This is a genomic window from Streptomyces sp. NPDC104307 (genome assembly GCF_055584045.1).
In genome coordinates this window covers 271,682-294,593 of sequence record NZ_JBVJMU010000008.1, presented here as the reverse complement: position 1 = coordinate 294,593, position 22,912 = coordinate 271,682, and the positions used below count along the sequence as shown (strand labels likewise).

Below are 22,912 nucleotides of genomic sequence, written 5' to 3'. Positions count from 1 at the left end.
CGGACCAGATGATCCGCGGGCCCTCCCGTACGTCTCGCCCGACGGATCAGGCGACGAACGTCCGCGGTGCCTCCGCGCCCGCTCCCGCCCCGGAGCCGACCAGCTGGGCGGCGGCCGCGAGCCGCAGGGCCGCCTCGTCCGCGACCGGTCCTCCGACCGTGAACGGCAGCCGTACGTACCCCTCGAAGGCACCGTCGACCCCGAACCGGGGCCCGGACGGCACCCGCACCCCGACCCGCTCCCCGGCCACCGCGAGCCGCGAGCCGGAGAGGCCGCCGGTGCGCACCCAGAGCGTCAGGCCGCCGGGCGGTACGACGAACTCCCAGTCGGGCAGCTCCCGCCGCACGGCCGTGACCAGCGCGTCCCGGTTGCCCCGCGCCTGCTCCCGGCGGATCTGCACGGCCTCTTCCCAGCCTCCGGTGCGCATCAGCCAGTTGACGGCCAGCTGCTCCAGGACCGGGGTGCCCATGTCGGCGTAGGCGCGGGCCGCCACCAGGCTGCGGATGACGTCCGGCGCGGCGCGTACCCAGCCGATCCGCATGCCCGCCCAGAACGCCTTGCTGGCAGAGCCGACGGTGAGCACGGTGCTGCCCGCCGGGTCGAAGGCGCAGACCCGGCGCGGCATCGGCACGTCCTCGTCCAGGTGCAGCTCGTGCATCGTCTCGTCGACGACCAGGACCGTTCCGGCCGAGCGGGCGGCGTCCACCAGCGCGCGCCGCCGGTCCTCGTCGGCCAGCGCCCCGGTGGGGTTGTGGAAGTCCGCGACGACGTACGCGAGCCGGGGGGCCGCGTCCCGCAGCACCTGGCGCCACCGGTTCATGTCCCAGCCGCCGAGCCCCTCCTCCATGGCCACCGGCACCAGCCGGGCGCCCGCCTCCCGCATCAGCTGGAGGATGTTGGCGTAGCTCGGGGATTCCACCGCGATCCGTTCCCCGCGGCCCGCGAAGAGGTGGCAGATGGCGTCGATCGCGCCCATCGCACCGGTGGTGACCATGATCTGCTCGGGCATCGTGGGGATGCCGTCGGCGGTGTACCGGTCGGCGATCATCTGCCGCAGCGCGGGCAGCCCGGCCGGGTAGTCGCCGTGCGTGTGCGCGTAGGGGGCCAGCTCCTCCAGGGCGCCCTGGACCGCCCTGGTGAGCCACGGTTCGGGGGCGGGCAGCGAGGCGCAGCCCAGGTCGATCATCGAGCCGAGCGCCTCTGGGGGCAGCGGCTCCAGGCCCCGGGCGGGCAGCGGGTTACCGGCCGGCACCGCCGTCCAGCTGCCGGCCCCGCGCCGGGACTCCAGGAACCCTTCGGCCCGCAGCGCCTCGTAGGCCGCGGCGACCGTCGTGCGGCTGACGGCCAGGGCGAGCGCCAGTTCCCGTTCTGCGGGCAGCCGGGCGGCGACCGGGACCCGCCCCTCCAGGACGAGCAGCCGGACGCCGTCCGCGAGCGCGCGGTAGGCCGGTGGCCTGCGGTTGCCGGGGCCCGTCGGCCTGGGCTGCTGGGCGTGGAGCTGCCGGGCGAGCTGAGCGGCACCGACCGCCGATGTCCACTGGGCCATGAGAATCAGTCCACCTTCCTCGGATTGGCCATGGTTGGCGGCCAATCCGCTGCCACAGAGTGACATGCGGCAGTCCACTACCACTAGACCAGGGGGCCCACTTGTCCACCACCGCCGTCCGGCAGCGAACGCACCTCACCCGCCGGCTGCTCCAGCTGTACGCGGGTCTGGCGCTGTACGGGGCGAGTTCGGCGCTGCTGGTCGTCGCCGGTCTCGGTCTGGAGCCGTGGGGAGTGCTGCACCAGGGGCTCGCCGAGCGCACCGGGATCACGATCGGGGTCGTCTCGATCATCATCGGCGCGATCGTGCTGCTGCTGTGGATCCCGCTCCGGCAGCGGCCGGGACTGGGCACCGTCTCGAACGTCTTCGCCGTCGGGATCGCGATGGACGGCACGCTGGCCCTCGTCCCCGATGTGCACGGGCTCGTCGCGCGGGCCGGGGTGATGGTGGCGGGCATCGTCCTGAACGGTGTGGCGACGGGGCTGTACATCGCCGCCCGGTTCGGTCCCGGGCCTCGTGACGGGCTCATGACCGGTCTGCACCGGCGCACCGGCCGCTCCATCCGGCTCGTCCGCACGGCGATCGAGGCGGCGGTCGTGGTGACCGGGTTCCTGCTCGGCGGTTCCCTCGGCATCGGGACGGTCCTCTACGCCCTGGCGATCGGCCCGCTCGCCCAGTTCTTCCTGCGCTTCTGCGCGATCCCGGACGACGGCCGCCCCACGGCCACCACCCCGCCGTCCGGGCAGGCGATACTGCCGCAGTGACTTCCGTACGCCATCCCTATCTGGACCACCCCGCCCCGCTCGCGTTCGCCCACCGGGGCGGTTCGGCGGACGGGATCGAGAACACCGCGGCGGCGTTCCGCCGGGCCGAGGAGGCCGGGTACCGCTACTTCGAGACCGATGTGCACGCCTCGTCGGACGGCCGCCTGGTGGCCTTCCACGACACCACCCTGGACCGGGTGACGGATGCCGGGGGCCGGATATCGGAGCTGCCGTGGAGCGAGATACGGCGGGCCCGGGTGGCGGGCCGGGAACCGCTGCCGCTGTTCGAGGAGTTGTTGGAGGCGTTCCCGCAGGCGCACTGGAACGTGGACATCAAGGCAGCACCCGCCCTTGAGCCGCTGGTGGACCTGATCCGCCGGGCGGACGCCTGGGACCGCGTGTGCGTCGGCTCGTTCTCCGAGGCCAGGGTCGCCAGGGCGCACCGCCTGGCGGGGCCCCGGCTGGCCACCTCCTACGGAGTCCGCGGGGTACTGGGTCTGCGGCTGCGCTCGTACGGGATTCCGGCGGCGCTGCGCGCCGGCGCGGTGTGCGCCCAGGTGCCGGAGAGCCAGGGCGGCATCCGGCTCGTGGACCGGCGCTTCGTGCGGGAGGCGCACGCGCGGGGGCTCCAGGTGCACGTCTGGACGGTCAACGAACCGGAGCGGATGGCAGCGCTCCTGGACCTCGGCGTGGATGGCATCATGACCGATCACATCGAGACGCTGCGCACGGTGCTGAGCGAGCGGGGGGCCTGGGCCTGACGCCGGCCCGGTGACGTCTCCACGGGGAGAGACGAGGGGTGCGCGATGAGCGCCGAGACGACGGATGCCGCCGAACCGACCCGGGGCACGCCCGGGGCGGCCGACCCCGGTGAACGCCGGCGCGAGCAGCGCGGCTGGTACTTCTACGACTTCGCCTGCTCGGTCTACTCGACGAGCGTCGTCACGGTGTTCCTGGGCCCGTATCTGACCTCGGTCGCCAAGGCCGCCGCCGACGCCGACGGCTACGTCCGGCCGCTCGGCATCCCGATCCGTGCCGGGTCGCTGTTCGCGTACACGATCTCGGCGTCCCTCGTCGTCGCGGTGATCCTGATGCCGATCGTGGGCGCGGCCGCCGACCGGACGGGCCGTAAGAAGCCGCTGCTGGCGGCGGCCGCCTATGTGGGCGCCACCGCCACCGCCGCGATGTTCTTCCTGGACGGCACCCGCTATCTGCTCGGCGCGTTCCTGCTCATCGTGGCGAATGCCGCGATATCCGTGTCGATGGTCCTCTACAACGCCTATCTGCCACAGATCGCGGAGCCCGACGAACGCGACGCGGTCTCCTCGCGCGGCTGGGCCTTCGGCTACACGTCCGGGGCGCTGGTCCTGGTCCTCAACCTGATCCTCTACACGGGTCACGACTCCTTCGGCCTGTCCGAGTCGGACGCCGTCCGGATCTGCCTGGCGTCGGCCGGTGTCTGGTGGGGCGCCTTCACCGTCGTACCGCTGCGCCGGCTGCGCGACCGTCGGGTGGCGCCGGGCCACGGGGCGGTCGGGTCCGGATGGGGGCAGCTGATGGCGACCCTGCGCGACATGCGCCGCCATCCGCTCACCCTCTCGTTCCTGCTGGCGTACCTCGTCTACAACGACGGCGTGCAGACGGTGATCTCCCAGGCCTCGGTGTACGGCTCCGAGGAGCTGGGCCTGGACCAGACGACGCTGATCACCGCCGTCCTGCTGGTCCAGATCCTCGCGGTGGCCGGAGCCCTGGGCATGGGCCGGCTGGCCCGGGTGTACGGCGCGAAGCGCACGATCCTCGCGTCCCTGGTCGTGTGGACGCTGATCCTGGTCGCCGGCTACTTCCTGCCGGCCGACGCGCCGGTGTTCTTCTACGCGCTGGCCGCGGCGATCGGTCTGGTCCTCGGCGGCAGCCAGGCCCTGTCGCGCTCGCTCTACTCGCATCTGGTGCCGCGCGGCAAGGAGGCCGAGTACTTCTCGGCGTACGAGATGAGCGACCGGGGACTGAGCTGGCTGGGGCCCCTGGTGTTCGGTCTCGCGTACCAGCTGACCGGCAGTTACCGGGACGCGATCATCTCGTTGGTGATCTTCTTCGTGGCCGGTTCGGTACTGCTCGCGAGGGTGCCGGTCAGGCGGGCCGTGGCGGCTGCGGGGAATCCCGTTCCCGAACGGATTTAGACGTTGAAGTAAAAGGCCGGTAGTGTACGCCTTTGGCCTGCCCGGAGGACCGTTACTGCCAGTGGAAGAATCCAAACCGTTGGGTGACAACTTCTGCCAGATGTGACAAACCGGGCATTGGCGGGTACTTGAACCCTGGCAAACCTGAATACTCAGCGGCACGACGGGCGACGCATGACCGGCAACGGGAATCTTTGCCGCCGACCGGACGTTGAGCCGGATGACGACGACAGCGACACCTGTCCTGTGGGCGACAAGCCCGGGAGGCACGATTCATGAGTGAGCGAGCTCTCCGCGGCACGCGACTTGTGGTTACCAGCTACGAGACGGACCGCGGCATCGATCTGGCCCCGCGCCAGGCGGTGGAGTACGCATGCCAGAACGGACATCGATTTGAGATGCCCTTCTCGGTAGAGGCGGAAATTCCGCCGGAGTGGGAGTGCAAGGCGTGTGGCGCCCAGGCACTCCTGGTGGACGGGGATGGCCCCGAGGAGAAGAAGGGCAAGCCTGCGCGTACGCACTGGGACATGCTCATGGAGCGGCGCACACGCGAGGAGCTGGAGGAGGTGCTGGCCGAGAGGCTGGCGGTTCTGCGCTCCGGAGCCATGAATATCGCCGTGCATCCGCGGGACAGCAGGAAGTCTGCTTGACCGCGTAGCACAGCACTGAGACAGAGCTGCGGGCCGCGACACCTTGTGTGTCGCGGCCCGCAGCTCTGTCCGTACGCCTTGACGGGCCGTACGCCTTGACGGGCGTCAAGGCGTACGAGGGGTTTACGGCGTCAGGGGCGGGCGGGGGTTCTCGTCCGGGTGGGAGGGGTCCTCGCGGATCACCTCGCCCTGGACGACCTTTCCGTCCGGCCGGTGCATCCGGGCCTGCTGGAAGGCGTCCGAGAGGCCACCGGGGGCCGTCCTGCGCATCCGCCGCTCCAGCGAGCGCTCCGCGTACTTGCTGAGCGCGGAGCGGACCGGCGGCACCAGGAGCAGGAGTCCGGCGACGTCCGAGATCATCCCCGGGATCATGATCAGCAGCCCGCCGAGCATCAGGAAGCCGTTGCCCCTGCTGCTCGAAGGTGCGGGCGAGGAGCCGCTCGCACCCGGCTGCCCCGGCATCTGCTGGAGCGTCTCGGTGAGGTTGCGGAAGGCCCGGCGGCCGGCCGCCTTCATCACCACGGCTCCGAGCACGACGCCCGCCGCCAGGAGCAGCAGGACGGTGAACCCGCCCGCCACGTCCCCCACCACGATGAGCAGCCAGATCTCCAGCACCGCCCAGGCGGCGATGGCGAGAGGTACGAAGGTCCGGGCGCGTGAGCGCCGACGGGCGGTCGGGGGCGGTGTGCCGGTCGTCATACCCCCAGTGTGCCTGGCCGGGCGTCCGGGCGCGGTAAGGGGGTGAAGATCATCCGGCCCGACGCGTCAGGGCGTCCGGCGTCCGAGCACCCGGTTCGTGCGGGTGGTGACGCCCCAGGCGGTCACCCGCCAGAGCGCCTCGACGAGGATGTCCCGGCTCATCTTGGAGTCACCGACCTCCCGGTCCACGAAGGTGATCGGGACCTCGACGACGTGGTAACCGGCCTCGATCGAGCGGCGTGCCAGGTCGACCTGGAAGCAGTAGCCCTGCGAGGCGACCTCGTCGAGGCCGATCCCCTTCAGGGTCTCCGTACGGAAGGCCCGGTATCCGCCCGTGACGTCCCTGGTCCGGAGGCCGAGCATCAGCCGCGAGTAGGTGCTGCCGCCGCGGGAGATCATCTCTCGGGACTTGGGCCAGTTGACCACGCGCCCGCCCGGGACCCAGCGGGAGCCGAGCACCAGGTCGGCGCTCTTGAGCGCGGTGAGCAGCCGGGGCAGCTCCTCGGGCTGGTGGGAGCCGTCCGCGTCCATCTCGACGAGCACGCCGTAGTCGTGCTCCATCCCCCAGTGGAAGCCGGCGAGATAGGCCGCGCCGAGCCCTTCCTTGCCCTTGCGGTGCAGCACATGGACCTGGTCTTCGGCGGCGGCCAGTTCATCGGCCAGCTTGCCGGTGCCGTCGGGGCTGTTGTCGTCGGCGACCAGGATGTCCGCCTCCGGTACGGCGGCGCGCACCCGGCTGACGATCGGCTTGATGTTCTCGGCCTCGTTGTAGGTCGGAATGATCACCAAGGTTCTGCCGAGCGGGCCGTATCGCCTCTGACCGCCGTCGTTCACTAACTGCCCCTTAAGTCCGTACGCAGACACACACCATATCCAGCGTGGCGGGACCGCAGACCGACCCGGTCGGGGCGGTTCGGCGGTGGCGGCGGACAGAAGAGCGGAAGTACGGACAGAACTGCGGATCGGGGCCCGGCGTCCTTCGGGCCGACCTGGGACCCGCCGGCTGCGGATCGACCTAGAGCCGTTGTCTACTGAACGTCCGGGCCCCACCCGGGTCGCACCCTCCGTCCGGCTGAAACCTTCCCTCGCCCCCGAGGCGCGGGCGCTGAACCTGGCTGTGAGTGGTGGTGCGCCGGTGCGGCACACCACCCCACGACCCAGCGGCGTTCGACGACTGCGTGGAGGTTTAACCGGTCGGACGTCCTGTGGTGGACTCGGCCGAACCTACCGGCCGGTGGGCGCATTCTGTCAATACTTGCCTGACCTGCGCCCTTTACCGAACTTGCCTGGTCAGTACCGGAGATCCCCAGGTCGCGGGAGAACCGGGGCACCTTCGATCGGCGGTACGAAATGTCCGCACGTCACTCGTTCGGCCGTACGTAGACAGTTTGTCCGAACACGACCGTGCGCAGGCAGACCGGGAGCGCGGCCCCCGGGCTGAGGTCCGGCAGTCCCGGCGTCCCCGACCTGGGGTCGGTCGACCAGCGGGCGACCCGGTCGTCCGGAGCCTGGACCACCAGGTCCTCGGTGCGCCAGACCGCGTAGTCGGCCGGGGCGCCCGGCACCAGGGTGCCCGCGTCGTCGCGGCCGACGGCCCGCCAGCCGCCCCTGGTGTGGGCGGTGAAGCCGGCCCGCACGGAGATCCGGTGCTCAAGCGTCCGGTGGAACGCGGCGGCCCGCACGGTCCCCCACGGGTCGAGCGGGGTCACCGGGCTGTCGGAGCCGAACGCGAGGGGCACACCGGCCCGCAGGAGGGCCGCGTACGGGTTGAGGGTCCTCGCCCGCCCGGCACCCAGCCGCTGGGCGTACATGCCCTCCTCACCGCCCCAAGCGGCATCGAACGCGGGCTGGACGGAGGCGGTGAGGCCCAGCTCCGCGAAAGCGGCGACGGTCTCGGGGGTGAGCATCTCGGCGTGCTCGATCCGGTGCCTGGCGGCCCGCACCCGGCTCAGGCCCACCTTCTCCGCGGCCGCCCTGACGCCTTCGACGACGGCGCTGAGCGCGGCGTCCCCGATGGCGTGGAAGCCCGCCTGCAACCCGGCCTCCGTGCAGGCCGCGACATGGGCCGCGATCTGCGCGGCGTCCAGGTGGGCGGTGCCGGTCAGCGGGGCGTCGGCGTACGGCTCGTGCAGGCAGGCGGTGTGCGAGCCGAGCGAGCCGTCGACGAAGAGGTCCCCGGCCGCGCCCACCGCACCGAGCTCCCGGATGCGCCGGGCATCCTTCTCGTCGGCGACCTGTTCGGCCCAGTATCCGAAGACCCGCGGACCCGGCTGTCCGGCCGCGAGCTTCAGCAGCGCGGTGAAGTCCTCCTCGTCGGAGATGTCGGGGCCGCCGCACTCGTGGACCGTGCCGATGCCCAGGGACGCCGCACGGTCCAGCGCGGCGCGCTGGGCCGCTGCCCGCTGGAGCGGCGAGACGGCGCCGTGGGCGGCCGCGCGCACCGCGTGGTGGGCGGCGGCGGTCAGCGGCGCCTCGGGGTGGTAGCCGGCCATCGAGGCGATCGCGGGGACCAGGTCCAGCAGCGCGGTGCTGGCCACCGCCGAGTGCACGTCGATCCGGGGCAGATAGACCGCCCGGCCGCCGGCCGCCGCGTCCAGCTCCGCGCGGGAGGGCGGACGCCGCTGCGGCCAGCGCGTGGCGTCCCAGCCGTGTCCGAGGACCACCCGCTCCGCAGGGTGCGCCGCCACGTACGTCCGTACGAGGGCGAGGGCCTCGTCCAGGGAGCGGGCGCCGGAGAGGTCCAGGCCGGTGAGGGCCAGGCCGGTCGACGTGGTGTGGACGTGGGCGTCGGTGAACGCGGGGGTGACGAGCGCCCCGTCGAGGTCGATCACCTCGTCGACGCCGCCCGCGAAGGCGTCGGCGGCCCCTTCCGAGCCCACCCAGGCGACATGGCCCCGTTCGACCACCATGGCGGTGGCGAAGGGATCGGCGGGGCTGTGGACGTCTCCACCGCGCAGCAGCACGGTGCGGTGTTCGCTCTGGGGGGCGGTGCTCTCGGTCATGGTGACCAGTCTCCCGCCTGCCGGGTCCCGCCCCGTGCCCGGCCCCTCAGATCTGCGGCGGCCGTGCCTCGTACGGCGTGGAGAGGACGACCGTGGTGCGGGTGGAGACACCGGCGAGCGAGCGGATGCGCGTCAGCAGGTGCTCCAGCTCCAGCGGGGTCGCGACGCGCACCTTCAGGATGTAGTTCTCGTCACCCGCGACGCTGTGGCACGCCTCCAGCTCCGGGACTCCGGCGAGCCGCTCCGCGATGTCGTCCGGGGCGCTCGGGTCGAAGGGCTTGACCGAGATGAACGCGGTCAGCGGCAGGCCGACGGCCTCGGGGTCGACGACCGCGGCATAGCCCCGGATCACCCCGCGCTGCTCCAGCCTGCGGACCCGCTGATGAACGGCCGAGGTGGACAGGCCGGTGGCCTTGCCCAGGTCGGTGTAGCTCATCCGCCCGTCCCTGACGAGCAACTCCACGATTTGACGGTCCAGCTCCTCCATATGGATCAATCTATGGCCCCGGGCCCCTCCAGGCACAGCCGCAGGAGCCGCCGAAGGGCACCCCGTGGTGGTCATGTGATGAATGCCACAGGTTTACGGGCCGGTAGCCGAGCACCTCGCGGTTACCGCCGATCCACGACGGGAAGTGCTTGCTTTGGCCGAGGCCACGGCGCCTTGTCGGCCCACCCGAGGGGGGAATTTCCATGCAGAGCCTGAAGGTCACCGGACGTACCGAACCGGAGCCCGTTGATCCGTTCGAGGACACCGCGCCCGACGCGTACGACACGCTTGAGATGTACCGGGTCACCTGCCCGGACTGCGCACAGCCGATCGCGCTCCTGGCGGACGAGACCGCGCTGCCGGAGCACGCGCTGTGCCCGTCTCCGTGGAACCCGTTCGTCCTCACGGTGTGCGCCGGTACCGGCCGTCCGGCGTCGAAGGCGCGGCCCGCCGACGAGTCGCCCGACGTCCAGGAGCAGGAGACGGCCCTGCTGTTGACGCTCCCCCAGGGGCTCGACTGGAGGATGCAGCCGTTCTCGCACGCCGGGGGCAGCGCCTCCCGCCCGTTCCGGATGCCGCACCAGGTCCGGCGCGAGGCCGCCTGATCCCGGCCGCCGCCTCCGCGGGACGGCGAACCGGCTGACGCGACGCGACCGCGCCGCATCACGACGGCCCGGCCGGCGTGGTGCGGTCGGCGAACGGGAGCGTTCCGGCACCCGAGCCGCCCGGGGGCCCGGCGAACGAGCGCCCGAATCGGCCGGACAGTGACCAGGCCCGGCCCCCCCAGCGTTGACCTGGCATGACCCTGCTGCATCACACGGCCGGCCCCGGTCGACGCCGTCTCGCCGTTCCGGCCTCCGAAGAATCGATTCCGCAGCCCGGACCCTCGCCGGCGCCGCAGTCCGAGCCGCCGCGCCGGGTTCCCCACTCGACCGATCCGCCCATCTACCGGGCGCTGCTCCGGCACTGGGAGAGCGCCGGGAGGACCCCGCCGGGCCGCCATGACCAGGAGTGGAACCGGATCATGACGACGCCCGTGTGGTCCGACCGGCCGCTGCGGGTCAGTGCGTCTCAGGACCCGCGAGGTGGCGGGCGATGACCATGCGCTGGATCTGGTTGGTGCCCTCGACGATCTGCAGCACCTTGGCCTCACGCATGAGCCGCTCGACGGGGAAGTCCAGCGTGTAGCCGTACCCGCCGAGGACCTGGACGGCGTCGATGGTGACCCGCATCGCGGCGTCCGTGCAGAACAGCTTGGCCATGGCCGCCTGCCGCGAGAACGGACTGCCCGCGTCGCGCAGCCTGGCCGCCTCCAGGTAGAGCGCCCGGCCCGCCTCGATCTGGGTGGCCATGTCCGCGAGCATGAACCGCAGCCCCTGGAAGTCCGCGATGGGGCGGCCGAACTGCTTGCGCCCGGTGGCGTAGGCGACGGCCTCGTCCAGCGCCGCCTGGGCCACGCCGATGGCGCACGCGGCGATGCCGAGCCGCCCTGAGTCGAGTGCGGACAGCGCGATAGCGAAGCCCTGCCCCTCCTCACCGATCCGGCGCGCGTCGGGGACCCGGACACCGTCGAAGTGGAGCTGGGCGGTGGGCGAGCCCTTCATGCCCATCTTCTTCTCGGGGACGGCCGCGCTCAGCCCTTCGGCGTCGCCGGGAACGAGGAAGGCGGTGATCCCGCGGGCGCCGTCGGCGCCGGTACGGGCCAGCACGGTGTAGAAGTCCGCGACGCCGCCATGGGTGATCCACGCCTTGGTACCGGTGATGACCCAGCTGTCCCCGTCCCGTACGGCCTTCGTCCGCAGCGAGGCGGCGTCCGAGCCGGAGGCGGGCTCCGAGAGGCAGTAGGCGCCCAGCAGGCCGCCCGCGAGCATGGCCGGCAGGTGTTCGGCCTGCTGCTCCTTGGTGCCGTATCCGGCGACCGCGTGGCAGGCGAGGGAGTGGACGCTCACGCCGAGCCCGACGGTGAGGCGGGCGGAGCTGAGCTCTTCGAGGACCTGGAGGTACACCTCGTACGGCTGGTCGCCGCCGCCGTGGGCGGAGTCGTACGGCAGTCCGAGCAGGCCGGAGCCGGAGAGCAGCGTGAAGACCTCGCGCGGGAACCGGCCGGCGTCCTCCTCCTCGGCCGCCCTGGGCACGATCTCCCGCTGGGCGATGTCGCGGACGAGCGCGATGAGCTGCCTGGACTCCTCTGTGGGCAGACGGCGTTCCACTGACTGCGGGGCACGGTCGGGCATGACGGCGCTCTCCTCCCTGTCGGGCGTTGCGGCGATCGCGCGCGCGGGGTGTGTGCGGCGCCGCCGGGGATCTACGGGCGGAGCCCGAAAAGACTGCGGTCCAGCCGATGTTGCCCTCCCGGATTGCGAGAGGTGCCGGTCAGCGGCTGTGGCGGCTTGAGTATGCCCGATAGGACGGTATCCGTCACTGGGTGACAGGGCACTTCGGCCACGTCGGGCGGTCGCGGGCCGTCCTGGCGAACGGTCAGCGGAATTGGTCCGAACCATTGACCCAACTGGTCTAGTCCATCTACGGTTCACCGCGAACCGGCTTTCCGCGTTCATGCCAATTCTGTGCAGGCGCAGAGAGCCGGTCGTCCACCGGCAAGTCCCCTCCCCCACGAGGAGCAACGATGATCGGACTGCATCGCCCGGAAGCCCGCCTCCGGGCGCTCGCCGCCGCCGCCTGTACCACCGCCCTGGGCGCCGCCCTGCTGGGCGTCGCGGGCACCGGGTCCGCCGGCGCGGCCCCCGCAGAGCTGAAGGCCGCCGCCCCGGCGGCAGCGCCCGCCGCCCCCACAGCGGCCGGCAGCAAGGTGGTCGGCTACTTCACCGACTGGGGCGTCTACGACCGCAATTACCACGTCAAGAACATCGAGACGTCGGGCTCGGCCGACAAGCTCACGCACATCAACTACGCCTTCGGCAACGTCCAGGGCGGCAAGTGCACGGTCGGTGACTCGTACGCCGACTACGAGAAGACCTACACGGCCGACCAGTCGGTCGACGGGGTCGCGGACACCTGGGACCAGGACCTGGCCGGCAGCTTCAACCAGCTGCGCAAGCTGAAGAAGCTGCACCCCGACCTCAAGGTCCTCTGGTCGTTCGGCGGCTGGACCTGGTCCGGCGGCTTCGGTGAGGCCGCGAAGAACCCGGCGGCGTTCGCGGACTCCTGCTACAGCCTGGTGGAGGACCCGCGCTGGGCCGATGTCTTCGACGGCATCGACATCGACTGGGAGTACCCCAACGACTGCGGCCTGACCTGCGACACCAGCGGCCCTGACGCGTACGGCAACCTGCTGTCCGCCCTGCGCTCCAAGTTCGGCAGCGACAACCTGGTCACCTCGGCGATCAGCGCGGACGCCTCCGACGGCGGCAAGCTCGACTCCGTCGACTACGGCGGCGCCGCACAGTACGTCGACTGGTACAACCCGATGACGTACGACTACTTCGGCGCATGGGACGCCAAGGGCCCGACAGCCCCGCACTCCCCGCTGAACTCCTACTCGGGCATCCCCAAGGACGGCTTCAACAGCGAGGCGACCATCGCCAAGCTGAAGGCGGAGGGCGTCCCCGCCTCGAAGCTGCTGCTCGGCATCGGCTTCTACGGCCGCGGCTGGACCGGCGTCACCCAGGCGGCGCCGGGCGGCACGGCGACCGGCGCGGCCCCCGGTACCTACGAGGCGGGCATCGAGGACTACAAGGTCCTCAAGAACAGCTGCCCCGCCACCGGCACCGTCGCGGGTACGGCCTACGCGCTCTGCGGCACCAACTGGTGGAGCTACGACACCCCGGCCACCATCGGCACCAAGATGGACTACAAGAACGAGCAGGGCCTCGGCGGCACCTTCCTCTGGGAGCTCAGCGGTGACACCACCGACGGCGAACTGATCAAGGCGATCAACTGACCTCGGTGCGGCAGGCATGACGGTGGGCGGGGAGCCGGGCGGGCTCCCCGCCCACCGTCACGCCCGCCCGCCGCTCACATCAGGCCGAGCTGCGTGACGAACATCGCGATGACGACGACGAGCGTCCAGCCCAGGACGTTCTCCAGCAGCTTGGAACGGTCCCCGGGCCCGCCGGTCCGGGTACGGCGGCGGGCGGTGGTGGTTGCGGCGGCAGTCGCGGTCATGGCATCTCGTTCGGTCGGCCGGCAGTCGGTGTCCCCCGAGGACCCGACCACAGTGCCAGCCGGACCGGCCCCCGGGGTAGAGAGCTGCGTCACTGCCCCGGGGACGCCGGAGCGCGTCAGCGGACGCCGACAGCCGCCAGAGCCCGGCGCTGGGCGGGGGTCGGGTGCGCGGGGAAGTACAGGTAGCAGACGCCACCTGTGCCGGACACCACACCGCCGCTCGCGTTGTAGCGCTTGGTGCGGAGCCAGATCGTCTCCCACTCGTGCCGCTTGTAGACGCGGCGCACCGCCTCGTCGTCCGGGGACGCGGGGTCGTTGGCGATCACGTCGCCGTCCGCGGTGAAGCCGATCACCGTCATCAGGTGGCCGGAGGTGCCGTAGCCCGCGCCCGTCAGCTCCTCCTTCAGGAACGACTGGGACGTTATGGCCGGAATCCCCGCCCGGATCAGGGTCTCCAGGTCCTTCAGCGAGCCCAGCCGGGTCACCACGGCGCTCATGTCCTCGTACGTGGCAGCGTAGGCGGCGTTGAACGGCCAGTTGCCGCAGCCCTCGTACTGGTTGTCGTAGGTGAACCGCGCCGCGTGGCAGACCTGCGGGTCCGCCAGCCCCGGCTTGACCCAGGCGAGGTCCGCCGCGCTGGGGTGGCGGCCCCAGTACTCGATGATCATCTGCGAGGAGGTGGGGCTGCACCACGCCTCGCCGCCGTTGTCGTACTCGGGGTACTGGCCCGCGTGCACGTTCTGCGAGTAGCGCGGCACCGGCAGCTCCCGGACCAGCCCGGGGACGGAGGCGGGCACGGTGAAGCGGTCGGGGACGTCCGAGGCCATCGCGCCCAGGCGCCACACCGTGGGGGTGAGCCGGGTGCCGGGGGTGCGGTACAGGGTCAGCCGCAGCCGGTAGGAGGCGAGCCGCAGTCCGCTCGCCGCGTCGTCCACCGAGAAGGTGTCGGTCCAGATGGAGCTCTTGCCGTCGCTCTGGTCGTCGACGGACGTGCGGCGGATGTCGCCGTCGCCGGCCGCCCAGCGCCCCATGACGTACCAGGGGGACTCGGTGCCGTCCGAGTAGGTGCCCCGGAGCTCGATCTGGATCCAGGTGCCGGCCGGCGTGTGCGCGTTCCAGGAGGCGATCGCCTCGGTGGCCGGGACGGAGGAGCGGTGGACGGGTGAGGTCCAGGTCGCGTACTCCCAGGCGGCCGTCGTACCCGTGTGCGGGTCGGTGTAGTCGGTACGTCCCAGCGGGTGGCCGATCACCAGGCCCGCCCGGCGGCCCGCGACGGCTCGGGTCCCGGCGCCGGAACCGCAGCGCCAGTCGGTGTACGTACTCCAGGAGTGGTTGTCCACGGAAGCTGCCGCCGTCGAGGGTGCGGGGTGCGGGGCTGAAGAGGGGACGGCGGCGGCCGCGGAAGCGGTGGACGACACCGCTCCAGCTCCGGCCGCAGCCGCGATGGCGGCGGCGAGCACGGTTCGGCGTGAGGTCGGAATGGGCATGGGCGAGACCCCCGGTCGTAAGCGGAATGGGGCTTCAGGTGCACGACAGTGCGCCAACTATTGCGGCTCCTCCCCCGGTTCGGCCAGCGATTCGCCTCGCGCCGCCCGACCAATATTGGTCTCGACCACTGGCGTGACCTGCGGCGGCTCCGTAGCGGCTCGCAGACCGGACGGACTCGCGGACCGGACGGACTCGTAGGCTGGACGGATGAGCGACCTCTCGCAGCACGCCGCGCGGCTGCGCACCCTGCCACCTTCCTGCGGACCGGTCCGGCTGATCGCCGTCGACGGCCACGCGGGATCCGGCAAGAGCACCTTCGCCGCCCGGCTCGCGGCGGCGCTCGACGGCGCGCCCGTACTCCACCTGGACGATCTGGCCAGCCACGAGGAGATGTTCGGCTGGACGGACCGGCTCCGGAGCCAGGTCGTCGAGCCGCTGTCGCACGGGGAGCCCGCGCGCTACGAGCCGTACGACTGGACCGCCCGGCGCTTCGGCCCGCCGCGCACCCTGGAACCGGCTCCGGTGGTCCTGATCGAGGGGGTCGGCGCCGGACGGCGGGCGCTGCGCCCCTTCCTCGCACACCTGTTGTGGATGGATCTGCCCGCCGCCGAGTCATGGGAACGGGGCCGCCGGCGGGACGGTCCGGCCCTGACGGGGTTCTGGGACGACTGGACCGTCGCTGAATCGGCTCATTTCTCGGCCGATCCCTCGCGCCCCTCGGCCGAAACGTTGGTGCGTCAGTTGCCTGTGGGGTACGAGTGGTTGAAGGGATCCGGTGCGACAGCAAAAGCGAGTCGCTCCATCACCCAAAGTGATTAATCGGTGCCGCCATACCGAGCAGTCGGAAATCGGTCCGTAAGTGCCCCGGCTCTGCTTGACCCGGGGCGGTACAGGTCTTACGTTCTCAATGTGCGGCTTTTCGGAGCCCCCGCAGACGCGAAGCCCCCGGTTGTTCCCCCGTGATCGGGGGCTTCGTTCTGTGCCCGGCGCCCGTTCCCGGCCGCCTTTCACCCCATCGCGCTCACCCTGGGTCACGACCCCTCTTCAGCCTGCGGCGCCCTTAGTCGGACACTCCCTGCGCAGGTACGATGCCTCTCAGTGCGGTCAATTCCCGTTCGCGGCACAGCGGTTCGGCACGCCTCGGCGGGCAGCCGTGCGGCGGGACATCCTGGGGGCACGGTTTGTGGGGGACCAGATGGACATCGGCACGCAGGGCGCACAGGCCCCGGCCGACCTCGCCTGGCTGCGCGGCGTGGACGCCTACACGATGGGCGCCTACCCGCAGGCAGAGGAGGAATTCAGAGCCGCGGTACAGCTCGATCCCGGCATGGCGGACGCCTGGCTGGGCCTCCACGCGCTGCGGGCCGACACCACCTCTGCACTGCTGCACATGTACAGCCACCGTGACCGCTTCGGGGAGCAGCGCGGCCGCCACCGCCGCACGCTGAACTCCTGGTACTGGCTGGGCTGGTGGGTGCAGCCGGTGCTGGAGAGCCCGCGCGATCTGCTGCTGGCGCACGCCTCGCACTGGCTGGACGGACGCCATGTGCCGGAGCTCGACCGGGCGTTGGCCGGGCTGCCGCCGGTGGACGCCGACGCGCAGGTCCGCTTCCTGCACGCCTGCCGTTCCTACCTGGTCAAGGACTGGGAGCAGCTCGTACGCCATACGGAGCAGCTGATCGAGGACCCGCTGCTGGGCATCGAGGCGGGGCTGTTCGGCGGTATGGCCCGGGTACGGCTGGAGATGTACGGACAGGCCGAACCGCTGCTCTCCACCGCGCTGATGCGCTGTCGCAGCGAGCAGCCGCAGCGCAAGGAGCTGCGCTACTGGCTGGCCCGTGCGCACGAGGGGACCGGCCGCAGCGCTGCCGCGCTGCCGTTGTACCGGGCCGTGCACCGGATCGACCCGGCGTTCATGGACACCTCGGCGCGGCTGGCGGCGATCGCGGACTACGACGGGCTCGACGGCTCCGACGAGTTCTCCGGGCTGGCCGCGGTGTCGCTGACCGGTCCGGGGGGCGACGGCATGTACGTGGAGGCCCAGCCGGACGGCGACTCGGTCCTGGGCACCGATCTGGTGGACGGCCGGGATCCGCGGCCCGGTGGCGCTGATCCGCAGGACCTGCCGGGGGTGGGGGTGTCGCCTCCGCCCGGCGGGGCGCGGGAGAAGACCTCGGTACCGGGCCAGTCGGCGCCGTCTCTGTTCCCGGCCGGCCCGAGCGATCCGGTGCTGCTGGCCGAGGCCTTGGCCGAGCTGGAGCGAATGGTCGGGCTCGATCCGGTGAAACGGCAGGTCAAGGCCTTGTCCGCGCAGCTGAACATGGCGCGGCTGCGGGCCGGCCAGGGGCTCCCCGTACAGCCGCCGAAACGGCATTTCGTCTTCTCCGGACCGTCCGGCACCGGGAAGACCACGGTGGCCCGCATTCTGGGCCGGGTGTTCTACGCGCTGGGCCTGCTCGGCGGGGACCATCTGGTCGAGGCCCAGCGGGCGGACCTGGTCGGTGAGTTCCTGGGCCAGACGGCGGTCAAGGCCAATGAGCTGATCGATTCCGCACTGGGCGGGGTGCTGTTCGTCGACGAGGCGTACAGCCTCTCCAACACGGGCTACAGCAAGGGCGACGCGTACGGGGACGAGGCCCTGCAGGTCCTCCTCAAGCGGGCGGAGGACAACCGGGACCATCTCGTCGTCATCCTGGCGGGATACCCGGAGGGCATGGACCGGTTGCTCGCCACCAACCCCGGGCTGTCCTCGCGGTTCACCACCCGGGTGGACTTCCCCAGCTACCGCCCGCTGGAGCTCACCGCGATCGGTGAGGTCCTGGCCGGGGAGAACGGGGACGCGTGGGACGAGGAGTCGCTGGACGAGCTGCGGGCCATCAGCGGCCATGTCGTCGACCAGGGCTGGCTCGACGAGCTGGGCAACGGCCGGTTCCTGCGCACGCTGTACGAGAAGAGCTGCGCCTACCGCGATCTGCGGCTCTCCGGCTATGCGACGGTGCCGACGCGGGACGATCTGGCGACGCTGCGGCTGCCGGATCTGATGCAGGCGTACGGCGAGGTGCTGTCCGGGCGCCGGCCCCCGGAGCGGCCGACGGGGTGATCCCGGGCCGTCGGACGGGTCGGCCGACCCGGCCGACGGCCCGGGAGCCTCAGCCGACCAGGGCCGTGAGTTCGTCCGAGCCGGTCTGCCGCTCCCCGGTGCGGCGCGGCTCCGAGACCCGGTGGGCCGGGTCCCGCACCTCACCGACCAGCATCTCCAGGACGTCCTCCATGGCGACCAGGCCGAGTACCCGGCCGGAGGCGTCCGCGACCTGGGCCAGGTGCGTCGCGGCGCGGCGCATCACCGTCAGGGCGTCGTCCAGCGGGAGTTCGGCCCGTACCGTGGCCATCGGGCGCCACACGTGCTGCGGGACCGCCCGCTCGCCGTCCTCCAGGTCGAGGACGTCCTTCACGTGCAGGTAGCCCATGAACGGGCCGCCGCCCTCCGCGCAGACGGGGAACCGCGAGTAGCCGGTCCGCACCGTGAGCGCCTCGATCCGGCGCGGGGTGACGGACGGGTCGACCGTCACCAGGTTCGCCCGGCGCAGCAGTACCTCGGTGACGGGACGGCTGCCCAGCTCCAGCGCGTCCCCCAGCCGCTCCTGCGCCTCCGGCTCCAGGAGTCCGGCCTGTCCGGAGTCCTCGACCAGCCGGTTGAGCTGCTCGCTGGTGAAGACGGCCTCCACCTCGTCCTTCGGCTCGACGCCGAAGAGCCGGAGCACCAGCCGGGCGCAGGCGCCCAGCGCGGAGGTGACGGGGCGGCAGAGTCGGGCGAAGCCGACCAGGCCCGGACTGAGCCACAGCGCGGTCTTCTCCGGGGCGGCCATCGCCAGGTTCTTCGGGACCATCTCACCGATGACGAGATGGAGGAAGACGACGAAGACCAGCGCCAGCACATAGCCGAGCGGATGGATCAGGCCCTCGGGCAGGTGGACCGCGTGGAAGACCGGCTCCAGCAGCTGGGCGACGGTCGGTTCCGCGACGGCGCCGAGGGTCAGCGAGCAGATGGTGATGCCGAACTGGGCGGCCGCCATCATCTGCGGCAGGTTCTCCAGCCCGTACAGCACCTGCCGGGCCCGGCTGGACCCGGTTGCCGCGAGCGGTTCGATCTGGCTGCGGCGCACCGAGACGAGTGCGAACTCGGCGCCGACGAAGAAGCCGTTCGCGAGGACCAGGAGTCCGGCGAAGAGCAGTTGGACCAGGCTCATCGCGCCGCCTCCAGGACGCCATGGGCCGCCGGTTCCGCGGCGGCCTGCTCGTTGAACCCGGCCAGCCGTACGAAGCGGACCTTCTCGGCCCGGTAGTGGCCGACCTGGCGGACCGAGATCCGCCAGCCGGGCAGTTCGGCCCGGTCCCCGGGGGCGGGGATCCGGCCCAGCAGGTCGGCGACGAGACCGGCCACGGTCTCGTACGGGCCGTCGGGTACGTCGAGCCCTATCCGGCGCAGGGTGAGGACCCGGCAGCTGCCCTCGGCGTCCCAGGCGGGCCTGCCGTCCTCCGGGGCGGCTGGGGCCAGCTTGGGGCGGTCGGCGCCTTCGGCGTCGTGCTCGTCCCTGACCTCCCCCACGAGTTCCTCGATGATGTCCTCAAGGGTGACGACACCGGCGGTGCCGCCGTACTCGTCGACCACCACGGCGATCGGCTGCTCCTTGCGGAGCCGCTGGAGGAGCTGCTCGACGGGCAGCGTCTCCGGGACCAGCAGCGGGGGCACCGCGATCCGGCCTGCCGTGGTGCGCAGCCGGTCCCCGGAGGGAACGGCGAGCGCGTCCTTGAGGTGAATCATGCCGACGACCTCGTCGATGCGCTCCCGGTACACGGGGAAGCGGGAGAGGCCGGTGGCGCGGGTGAGGTTGAGGACGTCGGCCGCGGTGGCGGACGTCTGGAGTGCGCTGACCTTCACCCTCGGGGTCATGACGTGCTGGGCGGTGAGGCCGGCGAGCGACAGGGTCCGTACGAAGAGGTCCGCGGTGTCCTGTTCGAGGGTGCCGGCCTCGGCGGAGTGCCTGGCCAGCGAGACGAGCTCGCCCGGGGTGCGGGCGGAGGCCAGTTCGTCGGCCGGCTCCACGCCCAGCAGCCGCACCAGCCGGTTGGCGACGGTGTTCAGCAGCCCGATCACGGGCCGGAAGGCCATGGTGAACCGGTGCTGGGGACCGGCGACGAACCGGGCGACCTGGAGTGGCTTGGAGACCGCCCAGTTCTTCGGTACGAGTTCGCCGATCACCATCTGGACGGCGGCCGCGAGGAGCATGCCGATCACCACGCTGATGCCGGGGACGGCACCGTCGGGGAGACCGGTCAGGGTGAGTGGGCTCTCCAGCAGCTGGGCGAGGGCCGGCTCGGCGAGCATGCCGACCACCAGTGAGGTGATGGTGATGCCGAGCTGGGTGCCGGAGAGCTGGAAGGAGAGTTCGCGCAGGGCGTCGACGACGGTACGGGCCCGCCGGTCGCCCTCGGTGGCGGCGCGCTCGGCGTCCGCCCGTTCCACGGTGACGAGCCCGAATTCGGCTGCCACGAAGAATCCGTTGGCGAGGATGAGAAGGAATGCCGCACTGAGAAGCAGCAGGGGGGTGGTCATGCCGCCGCCTCCACGGAAGGGGCGGCGCAGGTACTACCGGAAGATCCGTCCATTGCTGGAGGGAGTCACTCCTTGGGTCGCAGGAAAGCCCCGCGGGCCTCAGGGGCCGTCTGGTGCGGGGCGGGGCGCGCACAGGGCGCCGCCGCCCCCCAGAGTAATCAACAAGAGGCCGTGCGGGGCAGGGGGCTCAGCCGTTGTCCGTGCCCGTGCCGTGGTTCTCGGCGAGGGCGCGGAGCGCGCGGGCGTCGCGAATGGCCTGCTCCTTGGCGATTCCGGGCTGGATGCCGAGGGCGGGCATGCTGGTCCCGTCGCTGAGATCGAGGAAGACCCAGGGGTCACCGGCACGCAGGTTGACGCGCAGGATCTCGGCCCAGGACAGCCGCCGGGTACGGGTGAGATTGACCACGGTCACCCCGCTGTCGTCCGCGACGACCTTGGGGCGGCTGAGCAGCGCCAGCACGCCGAGGAAGACCAGCGCGGTGAAGACGAAGCTGGCCCGCTCCCCGTTGCTGAGCTGCTCCAGGGTGAAGGCGACGGCGGTGATGACGACGAACATCATCACGCCGACGCTCAGCAGGACCACGCGGGTGCGGGTCGGCCGGAAGGTGACCGGGAGGGAGGGTGCGGGGGCTGACATGGTCTTCTTCCGTGTCCCGCCGTCAGAGCCGGCAGGCGTGGATGGCCGTGGTGAGGATGGCGCGGGCGCCGAGTTCGTACAGGTCGTCCATGATCCGCTGCGCCTCCTTGGCGGCGACCATGGAGCGGACGGCGACCCAGCCCTCGTGGTGCAGCGGGGAGATGGTGGGCGACTCAAGGCCCGGGGTGAGGGCGACCGCGCGCTCCAGGTGCTCGACGCGGCAGTCGTAGTCCATCATCACGTAGCTGCGGGCGACCAGGACGCCCTGGAGGCGGCGCAGGAACTGCTGCACCTTGGGGTCTTCGGCCGGGGCGCCGGTGCGGCGGATGACGACCGCCTCCGACTTCATGATCGGTTCGCCGATGACTTCGAGGCCGGCGTTGCGCAGGCTGGTGCCGGTCTCGACGACGTCGGCGATGATCTGGGCGACACCGAGCTCGATCGCGGTCTCGACGGCGCCGTCCAGGTGGACGACGGAAGCGTTGACTCCGGTATCGGCCAGGTGCTTGGCGACGATGCCCTCGTAGGAGGTGGCGATCGTCTTGCCGTCGAAGTCCTGCGGGCCCTTGGCCGTGCCGGGCTTGGTGGCGTAGCGGAAGGTGGAGCGGGCGAAACCGAGCTGGAGGATCTCCTCGGCTTCGGCGCCGGAGTCAAGGAGCAGGTCGCGGCCGGTGATGCCGATGTCGAGCCGCCCCGAGCTGACATAGATCGCGATGTCGCGCGGTCGCAGGTAGAAGAACTCCACCTGGTTCTCGGGGTCGACGAGGACGAGCTCCTTGGACTCCTTGCGCTGCTTGTAGCCCGCCTCATGGAGCATCGCCATCGCAGGCCCGGAGATAGCACCCTTGTTGGGGACGGCGATGCGCAGCATGAGGTCGGGTTTCCTTTGCGAAAGGGGTCTGGAGCGTCGGACGGGTGCGGAGGTCGTGCTCAGAGATGGGCGTAGACGTCGTCGAGCGAGATTCCGCGCGCGACCATCATCACCTGGACGTGGTAGAGCAGCTGGGAAATCTCCTCGGCTGCCGCGTCCTTGCTCTCGTGCTCGGCGGCCATCCAGACTTCGGCGGCCTCCTCGACGACCTTCTTGCCGATGGCATGCACACCCTTGTCCACCAGTTCGGCGGTACGGGAGGTGGAGGGGTCGCCGTCGGCGGCCTTGAGCTGGAGCTCGGCGAAGAGCTCTTCGAAGGTTTTGTTCGCCATGATGTCCTTAGAATACGGGGTCCCGGACAGGTACTCAGCGCCAGGGTTCGCTGACCGAGCGCAGCGTGGTGGCGGTGGCGACGGCGGCGGTGACCGCTTCGTGCCCCTTGTCCTCGTTGGACCCCTCGATGCCCGCCCGGTCGAGCGCCTGCTCCTCGGTGTCACAGGTGAGGACGCCGAAGCCGACCGGTACACCGGTGTCGACCGCGACCTGGGTGAGGCCGTTGGTGACGCCGTGGGACACGTATTCGAAGTGCGGGGTGCCGCCCCGGATGATCACGCCGAGCGCGACGATCGCGTCGTACCCGCGCCCGGCCAGCACCTTGGCGACCACCGGGAGCTCGAAGCTGCCGGGGACCCTCAGCAGGGTCGGCTCGTCGATGCCCAGGTCGTGCAGGGCGCGCAGCGCGCCGTCGACGAGTCCGTCCATGACCTTCTCGTGCCACTGCGCGGCGATGACCGCCACGCGCAGGTCACCGCAGTTGCGTACGGACAGTTCGGGTGCGCCCTTGCCGCTCAT

General features: G+C 71.4%; 22 protein-coding genes. 8 read left to right on the top strand and 14 right to left on the bottom strand.

The genetic code is table 11. From position 1 onward, the window contains the following. Positions 1–46: 46 nt before the first annotated feature. Entirely contained in the window at positions 47–1,546 is a 1,500-nt protein-coding gene (locus tag ACZ601_RS22440; RefSeq protein ID WP_440578869.1) for an SCO1417 family PLP biosynthesis transcription factor, read from the bottom strand. 101 nt (positions 1,547–1,647) lie between these two features. Between ACZ601_RS22440 and yczE the strand changes: the two genes are divergently transcribed. The 4 genes from yczE (at position 1,648) to ACZ601_RS22420 (ending at position 5,137) form a co-directional block, all read left to right on the top strand. Next, the gene (yczE, locus tag ACZ601_RS22435) at positions 1,648–2,310 is read left to right on the top strand and encodes a membrane protein YczE (protein WP_469540584.1); all 663 of its coding nucleotides are present in this window, start codon (positions 1,648–1,650) and stop codon (positions 2,308–2,310) included. Beyond that, positions 2,307–3,071 (top strand): glycerophosphodiester phosphodiesterase, encoded by a 765-nt coding sequence (locus ACZ601_RS22430; protein WP_469540581.1) that lies wholly within the window; start codon positions 2,307–2,309, stop codon positions 3,069–3,071. The genes yczE and ACZ601_RS22430 overlap by 4 nt, the downstream gene beginning before the upstream one ends. 45 nt (positions 3,072–3,116) lie before the next feature. Beyond that, a complete protein-coding gene (locus ACZ601_RS22425) occupies positions 3,117–4,487 on the top strand; it encodes an MFS transporter (protein WP_440578866.1) in 1,371 nt (456 codons plus the stop codon). 275 nt (positions 4,488–4,762) lie between these two features. Beyond that, positions 4,763–5,137 carry an RNA polymerase-binding protein RbpA gene (locus tag ACZ601_RS22420; protein ID WP_003959706.1) on the top strand — a complete coding sequence of 125 codons (375 nt, stop codon included), beginning with the start codon at positions 4,763–4,765 and terminating at the stop codon, positions 5,135–5,137. 123 nt (positions 5,138–5,260) lie between these two features. On the opposite strand, the gene fxsA is transcribed toward ACZ601_RS22420, so the two are convergent. The 4 genes from fxsA to ACZ601_RS22400 all read right to left on the bottom strand — a co-directional run bounded on the left by fxsA (position 5,261) and on the right by ACZ601_RS22400 (position 9,325). Then, a complete protein-coding gene (fxsA, locus tag ACZ601_RS22415; RefSeq protein WP_469540576.1) occupies positions 5,261–5,836 on the bottom strand; it encodes an FxsA family membrane protein in 576 nt (191 codons plus the stop codon). 66 nt (positions 5,837–5,902) lie between these two features. After that, the gene (locus ACZ601_RS22410; protein WP_469540574.1) at positions 5,903–6,670 is read right to left on the bottom strand and encodes a polyprenol monophosphomannose synthase; all 768 of its coding nucleotides are present in this window, start codon (positions 6,668–6,670) and stop codon (positions 5,903–5,905) included. 527 nt (positions 6,671–7,197) lie between these two features. Then, entirely contained in the window at positions 7,198–8,838 is a 1,641-nt protein-coding gene (locus tag ACZ601_RS22405) for an amidohydrolase (RefSeq protein WP_469540571.1), read from the bottom strand. Between the two features lie 46 nt (positions 8,839–8,884). Then, a complete protein-coding gene (locus ACZ601_RS22400; RefSeq protein WP_123528381.1) occupies positions 8,885–9,325 on the bottom strand; it encodes an Lrp/AsnC family transcriptional regulator in 441 nt (146 codons plus the stop codon). A gap of 203 nt (positions 9,326–9,528) precedes the next feature. On the opposite strand from ACZ601_RS22400, the gene ACZ601_RS22395 reads away from it, so the two are divergent. Beyond that, complete coding sequence (locus tag ACZ601_RS22395; protein ID WP_440575406.1) at positions 9,529–9,930, top strand: hypothetical protein; 402 nt, start codon at positions 9,529–9,531, stop codon at positions 9,928–9,930. A gap of 456 nt (positions 9,931–10,386) precedes the next feature. On the opposite strand, the gene ACZ601_RS22390 is transcribed toward ACZ601_RS22395, so the two are convergent. Next, positions 10,387–11,559, bottom strand: a complete 1,173-nt coding sequence (locus ACZ601_RS22390; RefSeq protein ID WP_469540567.1) for an acyl-CoA dehydrogenase family protein — start codon at positions 11,557–11,559, stop codon at positions 10,387–10,389. Between the two features lie 392 nt (positions 11,560–11,951). Between ACZ601_RS22390 and ACZ601_RS22385 the strand changes: the two genes are divergently transcribed. Continuing rightward, the gene (locus ACZ601_RS22385) at positions 11,952–13,226 is read left to right on the top strand and encodes a glycoside hydrolase family 18 protein (protein WP_469540564.1); all 1,275 of its coding nucleotides are present in this window, start codon (positions 11,952–11,954) and stop codon (positions 13,224–13,226) included. Positions 13,227–13,300: 74 nt separating this feature from the next. On the opposite strand, the gene ACZ601_RS22380 is transcribed toward ACZ601_RS22385, so the two are convergent. Continuing rightward, positions 13,301–13,450 (bottom strand): SCO1431 family membrane protein, encoded by a 150-nt coding sequence (locus ACZ601_RS22380; RefSeq protein ID WP_469540562.1) that lies wholly within the window; start codon positions 13,448–13,450, stop codon positions 13,301–13,303. 116 nt (positions 13,451–13,566) lie between these two features. Next, positions 13,567–14,937: a peptidase C39 family protein gene (locus ACZ601_RS22375; protein WP_469540560.1), complete on the bottom strand. Its 1,371-nt coding sequence runs from the start codon at positions 14,935–14,937 to the stop codon at positions 13,567–13,569. A 208-nt stretch (positions 14,938–15,145) separates the two neighbouring features. On the opposite strand from ACZ601_RS22375, the gene ACZ601_RS22370 reads away from it, so the two are divergent. Next, positions 15,146–15,757, top strand: coding sequence for a uridine kinase family protein (locus ACZ601_RS22370; protein WP_440575411.1), 612 nt, complete (start codon positions 15,146–15,148; stop codon positions 15,755–15,757). 376 nt (positions 15,758–16,133) lie between these two features. Further along, the gene (locus ACZ601_RS22365; RefSeq protein ID WP_469540557.1) at positions 16,134–18,038 is read left to right on the top strand and encodes an AAA family ATPase; all 1,905 of its coding nucleotides are present in this window, start codon (positions 16,134–16,136) and stop codon (positions 18,036–18,038) included. Positions 18,039–18,087: 49 nt separating this feature from the next. Here the strand turns inward: ACZ601_RS22365 and ACZ601_RS22360 are convergent, their stop codons facing one another. From ACZ601_RS22360 to ribH, 6 genes are all read right to left on the bottom strand, one after another. After that, entirely contained in the window at positions 18,088–19,185 is a 1,098-nt protein-coding gene (locus tag ACZ601_RS22360; RefSeq protein WP_469540554.1) for a hemolysin family protein, read from the bottom strand. Beyond that, a complete protein-coding gene (locus ACZ601_RS22355; RefSeq protein ID WP_469540552.1) occupies positions 19,182–20,552 on the bottom strand; it encodes a hemolysin family protein in 1,371 nt (456 codons plus the stop codon). Before ACZ601_RS22355 ends, ACZ601_RS22360 begins: the two co-directional genes overlap by 4 nt. Positions 20,553–20,739: 187 nt before the next feature. After that, positions 20,740–21,189, bottom strand: coding sequence for a PH domain-containing protein (locus ACZ601_RS22350; protein WP_469540549.1), 450 nt, complete (start codon positions 21,187–21,189; stop codon positions 20,740–20,742). A gap of 22 nt (positions 21,190–21,211) precedes the next feature. Then, entirely contained in the window at positions 21,212–22,060 is an 849-nt protein-coding gene (hisG, locus tag ACZ601_RS22345; RefSeq protein ID WP_440575416.1) for an ATP phosphoribosyltransferase, read from the bottom strand. Between the two features lie 59 nt (positions 22,061–22,119). After that, entirely contained in the window at positions 22,120–22,392 is a 273-nt protein-coding gene (locus tag ACZ601_RS22340) for a phosphoribosyl-ATP diphosphatase (protein ID WP_073739434.1), read from the bottom strand. A 34-nt stretch (positions 22,393–22,426) separates the two neighbouring features. Continuing rightward, positions 22,427–22,912 carry a 6,7-dimethyl-8-ribityllumazine synthase gene (gene ribH / locus ACZ601_RS22335; protein ID WP_469540544.1) on the bottom strand — a complete coding sequence of 162 codons (486 nt, stop codon included), beginning with the start codon at positions 22,910–22,912 and terminating at the stop codon, positions 22,427–22,429.

What these genes read in the sequence shown, in the direction of transcription:
- ACZ601_RS22370 (WP_440575411.1), top strand. Translation starts at nt 15,146, where the DNA reads ATGAGCGACCTCTCGCAGCACGCCGCGCGGCTGCGCACCCTGCCACCT.
- ACZ601_RS22355 (WP_469540552.1), bottom strand. Translation starts at nt 20,552, where the DNA reads ATGACCACCCCCCTGCTGCTTCTCAGTGCGGCATTCCTTCTCATCCTC.
- ACZ601_RS22375 (WP_469540560.1), bottom strand. Translation starts at nt 14,937, where the DNA reads ATGCCCATTCCGACCTCACGCCGAACCGTGCTCGCCGCCGCCATCGCG.
- ACZ601_RS22395 (WP_440575406.1), top strand. Translation starts at nt 9,529, where the DNA reads ATGCAGAGCCTGAAGGTCACCGGACGTACCGAACCGGAGCCCGTTGAT.
- ACZ601_RS22365 (WP_469540557.1), top strand. Translation starts at nt 16,134, where the DNA reads ATGGACATCGGCACGCAGGGCGCACAGGCCCCGGCCGACCTCGCCTGG.
- ACZ601_RS22405 (WP_469540571.1), bottom strand. Translation starts at nt 8,838, where the DNA reads ATGACCGAGAGCACCGCCCCCCAGAGCGAACACCGCACCGTGCTGCTG.
- ACZ601_RS22360 (WP_469540554.1), bottom strand. Translation starts at nt 19,185, where the DNA reads ATGAGCCTGGTCCAACTGCTCTTCGCCGGACTCCTGGTCCTCGCGAAC.
- ACZ601_RS22390 (WP_469540567.1), bottom strand. Translation starts at nt 11,559, where the DNA reads ATGCCCGACCGTGCCCCGCAGTCAGTGGAACGCCGTCTGCCCACAGAG.
- ACZ601_RS22340 (WP_073739434.1), bottom strand. Translation starts at nt 22,392, where the DNA reads ATGGCGAACAAAACCTTCGAAGAGCTCTTCGCCGAGCTCCAGCTCAAG.
- ACZ601_RS22350 (WP_469540549.1), bottom strand. Translation starts at nt 21,189, where the DNA reads ATGTCAGCCCCCGCACCCTCCCTCCCGGTCACCTTCCGGCCGACCCGC.
- ACZ601_RS22380 (WP_469540562.1), bottom strand. Translation starts at nt 13,450, where the DNA reads ATGACCGCGACTGCCGCCGCAACCACCACCGCCCGCCGCCGTACCCGG.
- ACZ601_RS22385 (WP_469540564.1), top strand. Translation starts at nt 11,952, where the DNA reads ATGATCGGACTGCATCGCCCGGAAGCCCGCCTCCGGGCGCTCGCCGCC.
- ACZ601_RS22400 (WP_123528381.1), bottom strand. Translation starts at nt 9,325, where the DNA reads ATGGAGGAGCTGGACCGTCAAATCGTGGAGTTGCTCGTCAGGGACGGG.
- fxsA (WP_469540576.1), bottom strand. Translation starts at nt 5,836, where the DNA reads ATGACGACCGGCACACCGCCCCCGACCGCCCGTCGGCGCTCACGCGCC.
- ribH (WP_469540544.1), bottom strand. Translation starts at nt 22,912, where the DNA reads ATGAGCGGCAAGGGCGCACCCGAACTGTCCGTACGCAACTGCGGTGAC.
- hisG (WP_440575416.1), bottom strand. Translation starts at nt 22,060, where the DNA reads ATGCTGCGCATCGCCGTCCCCAACAAGGGTGCTATCTCCGGGCCTGCG.
- ACZ601_RS22425 (WP_440578866.1), top strand. Translation starts at nt 3,117, where the DNA reads ATGAGCGCCGAGACGACGGATGCCGCCGAACCGACCCGGGGCACGCCC.
- ACZ601_RS22440 (WP_440578869.1), bottom strand. Translation starts at nt 1,546, where the DNA reads ATGGCCCAGTGGACATCGGCGGTCGGTGCCGCTCAGCTCGCCCGGCAG.
- ACZ601_RS22420 (WP_003959706.1), top strand. Translation starts at nt 4,763, where the DNA reads ATGAGTGAGCGAGCTCTCCGCGGCACGCGACTTGTGGTTACCAGCTAC.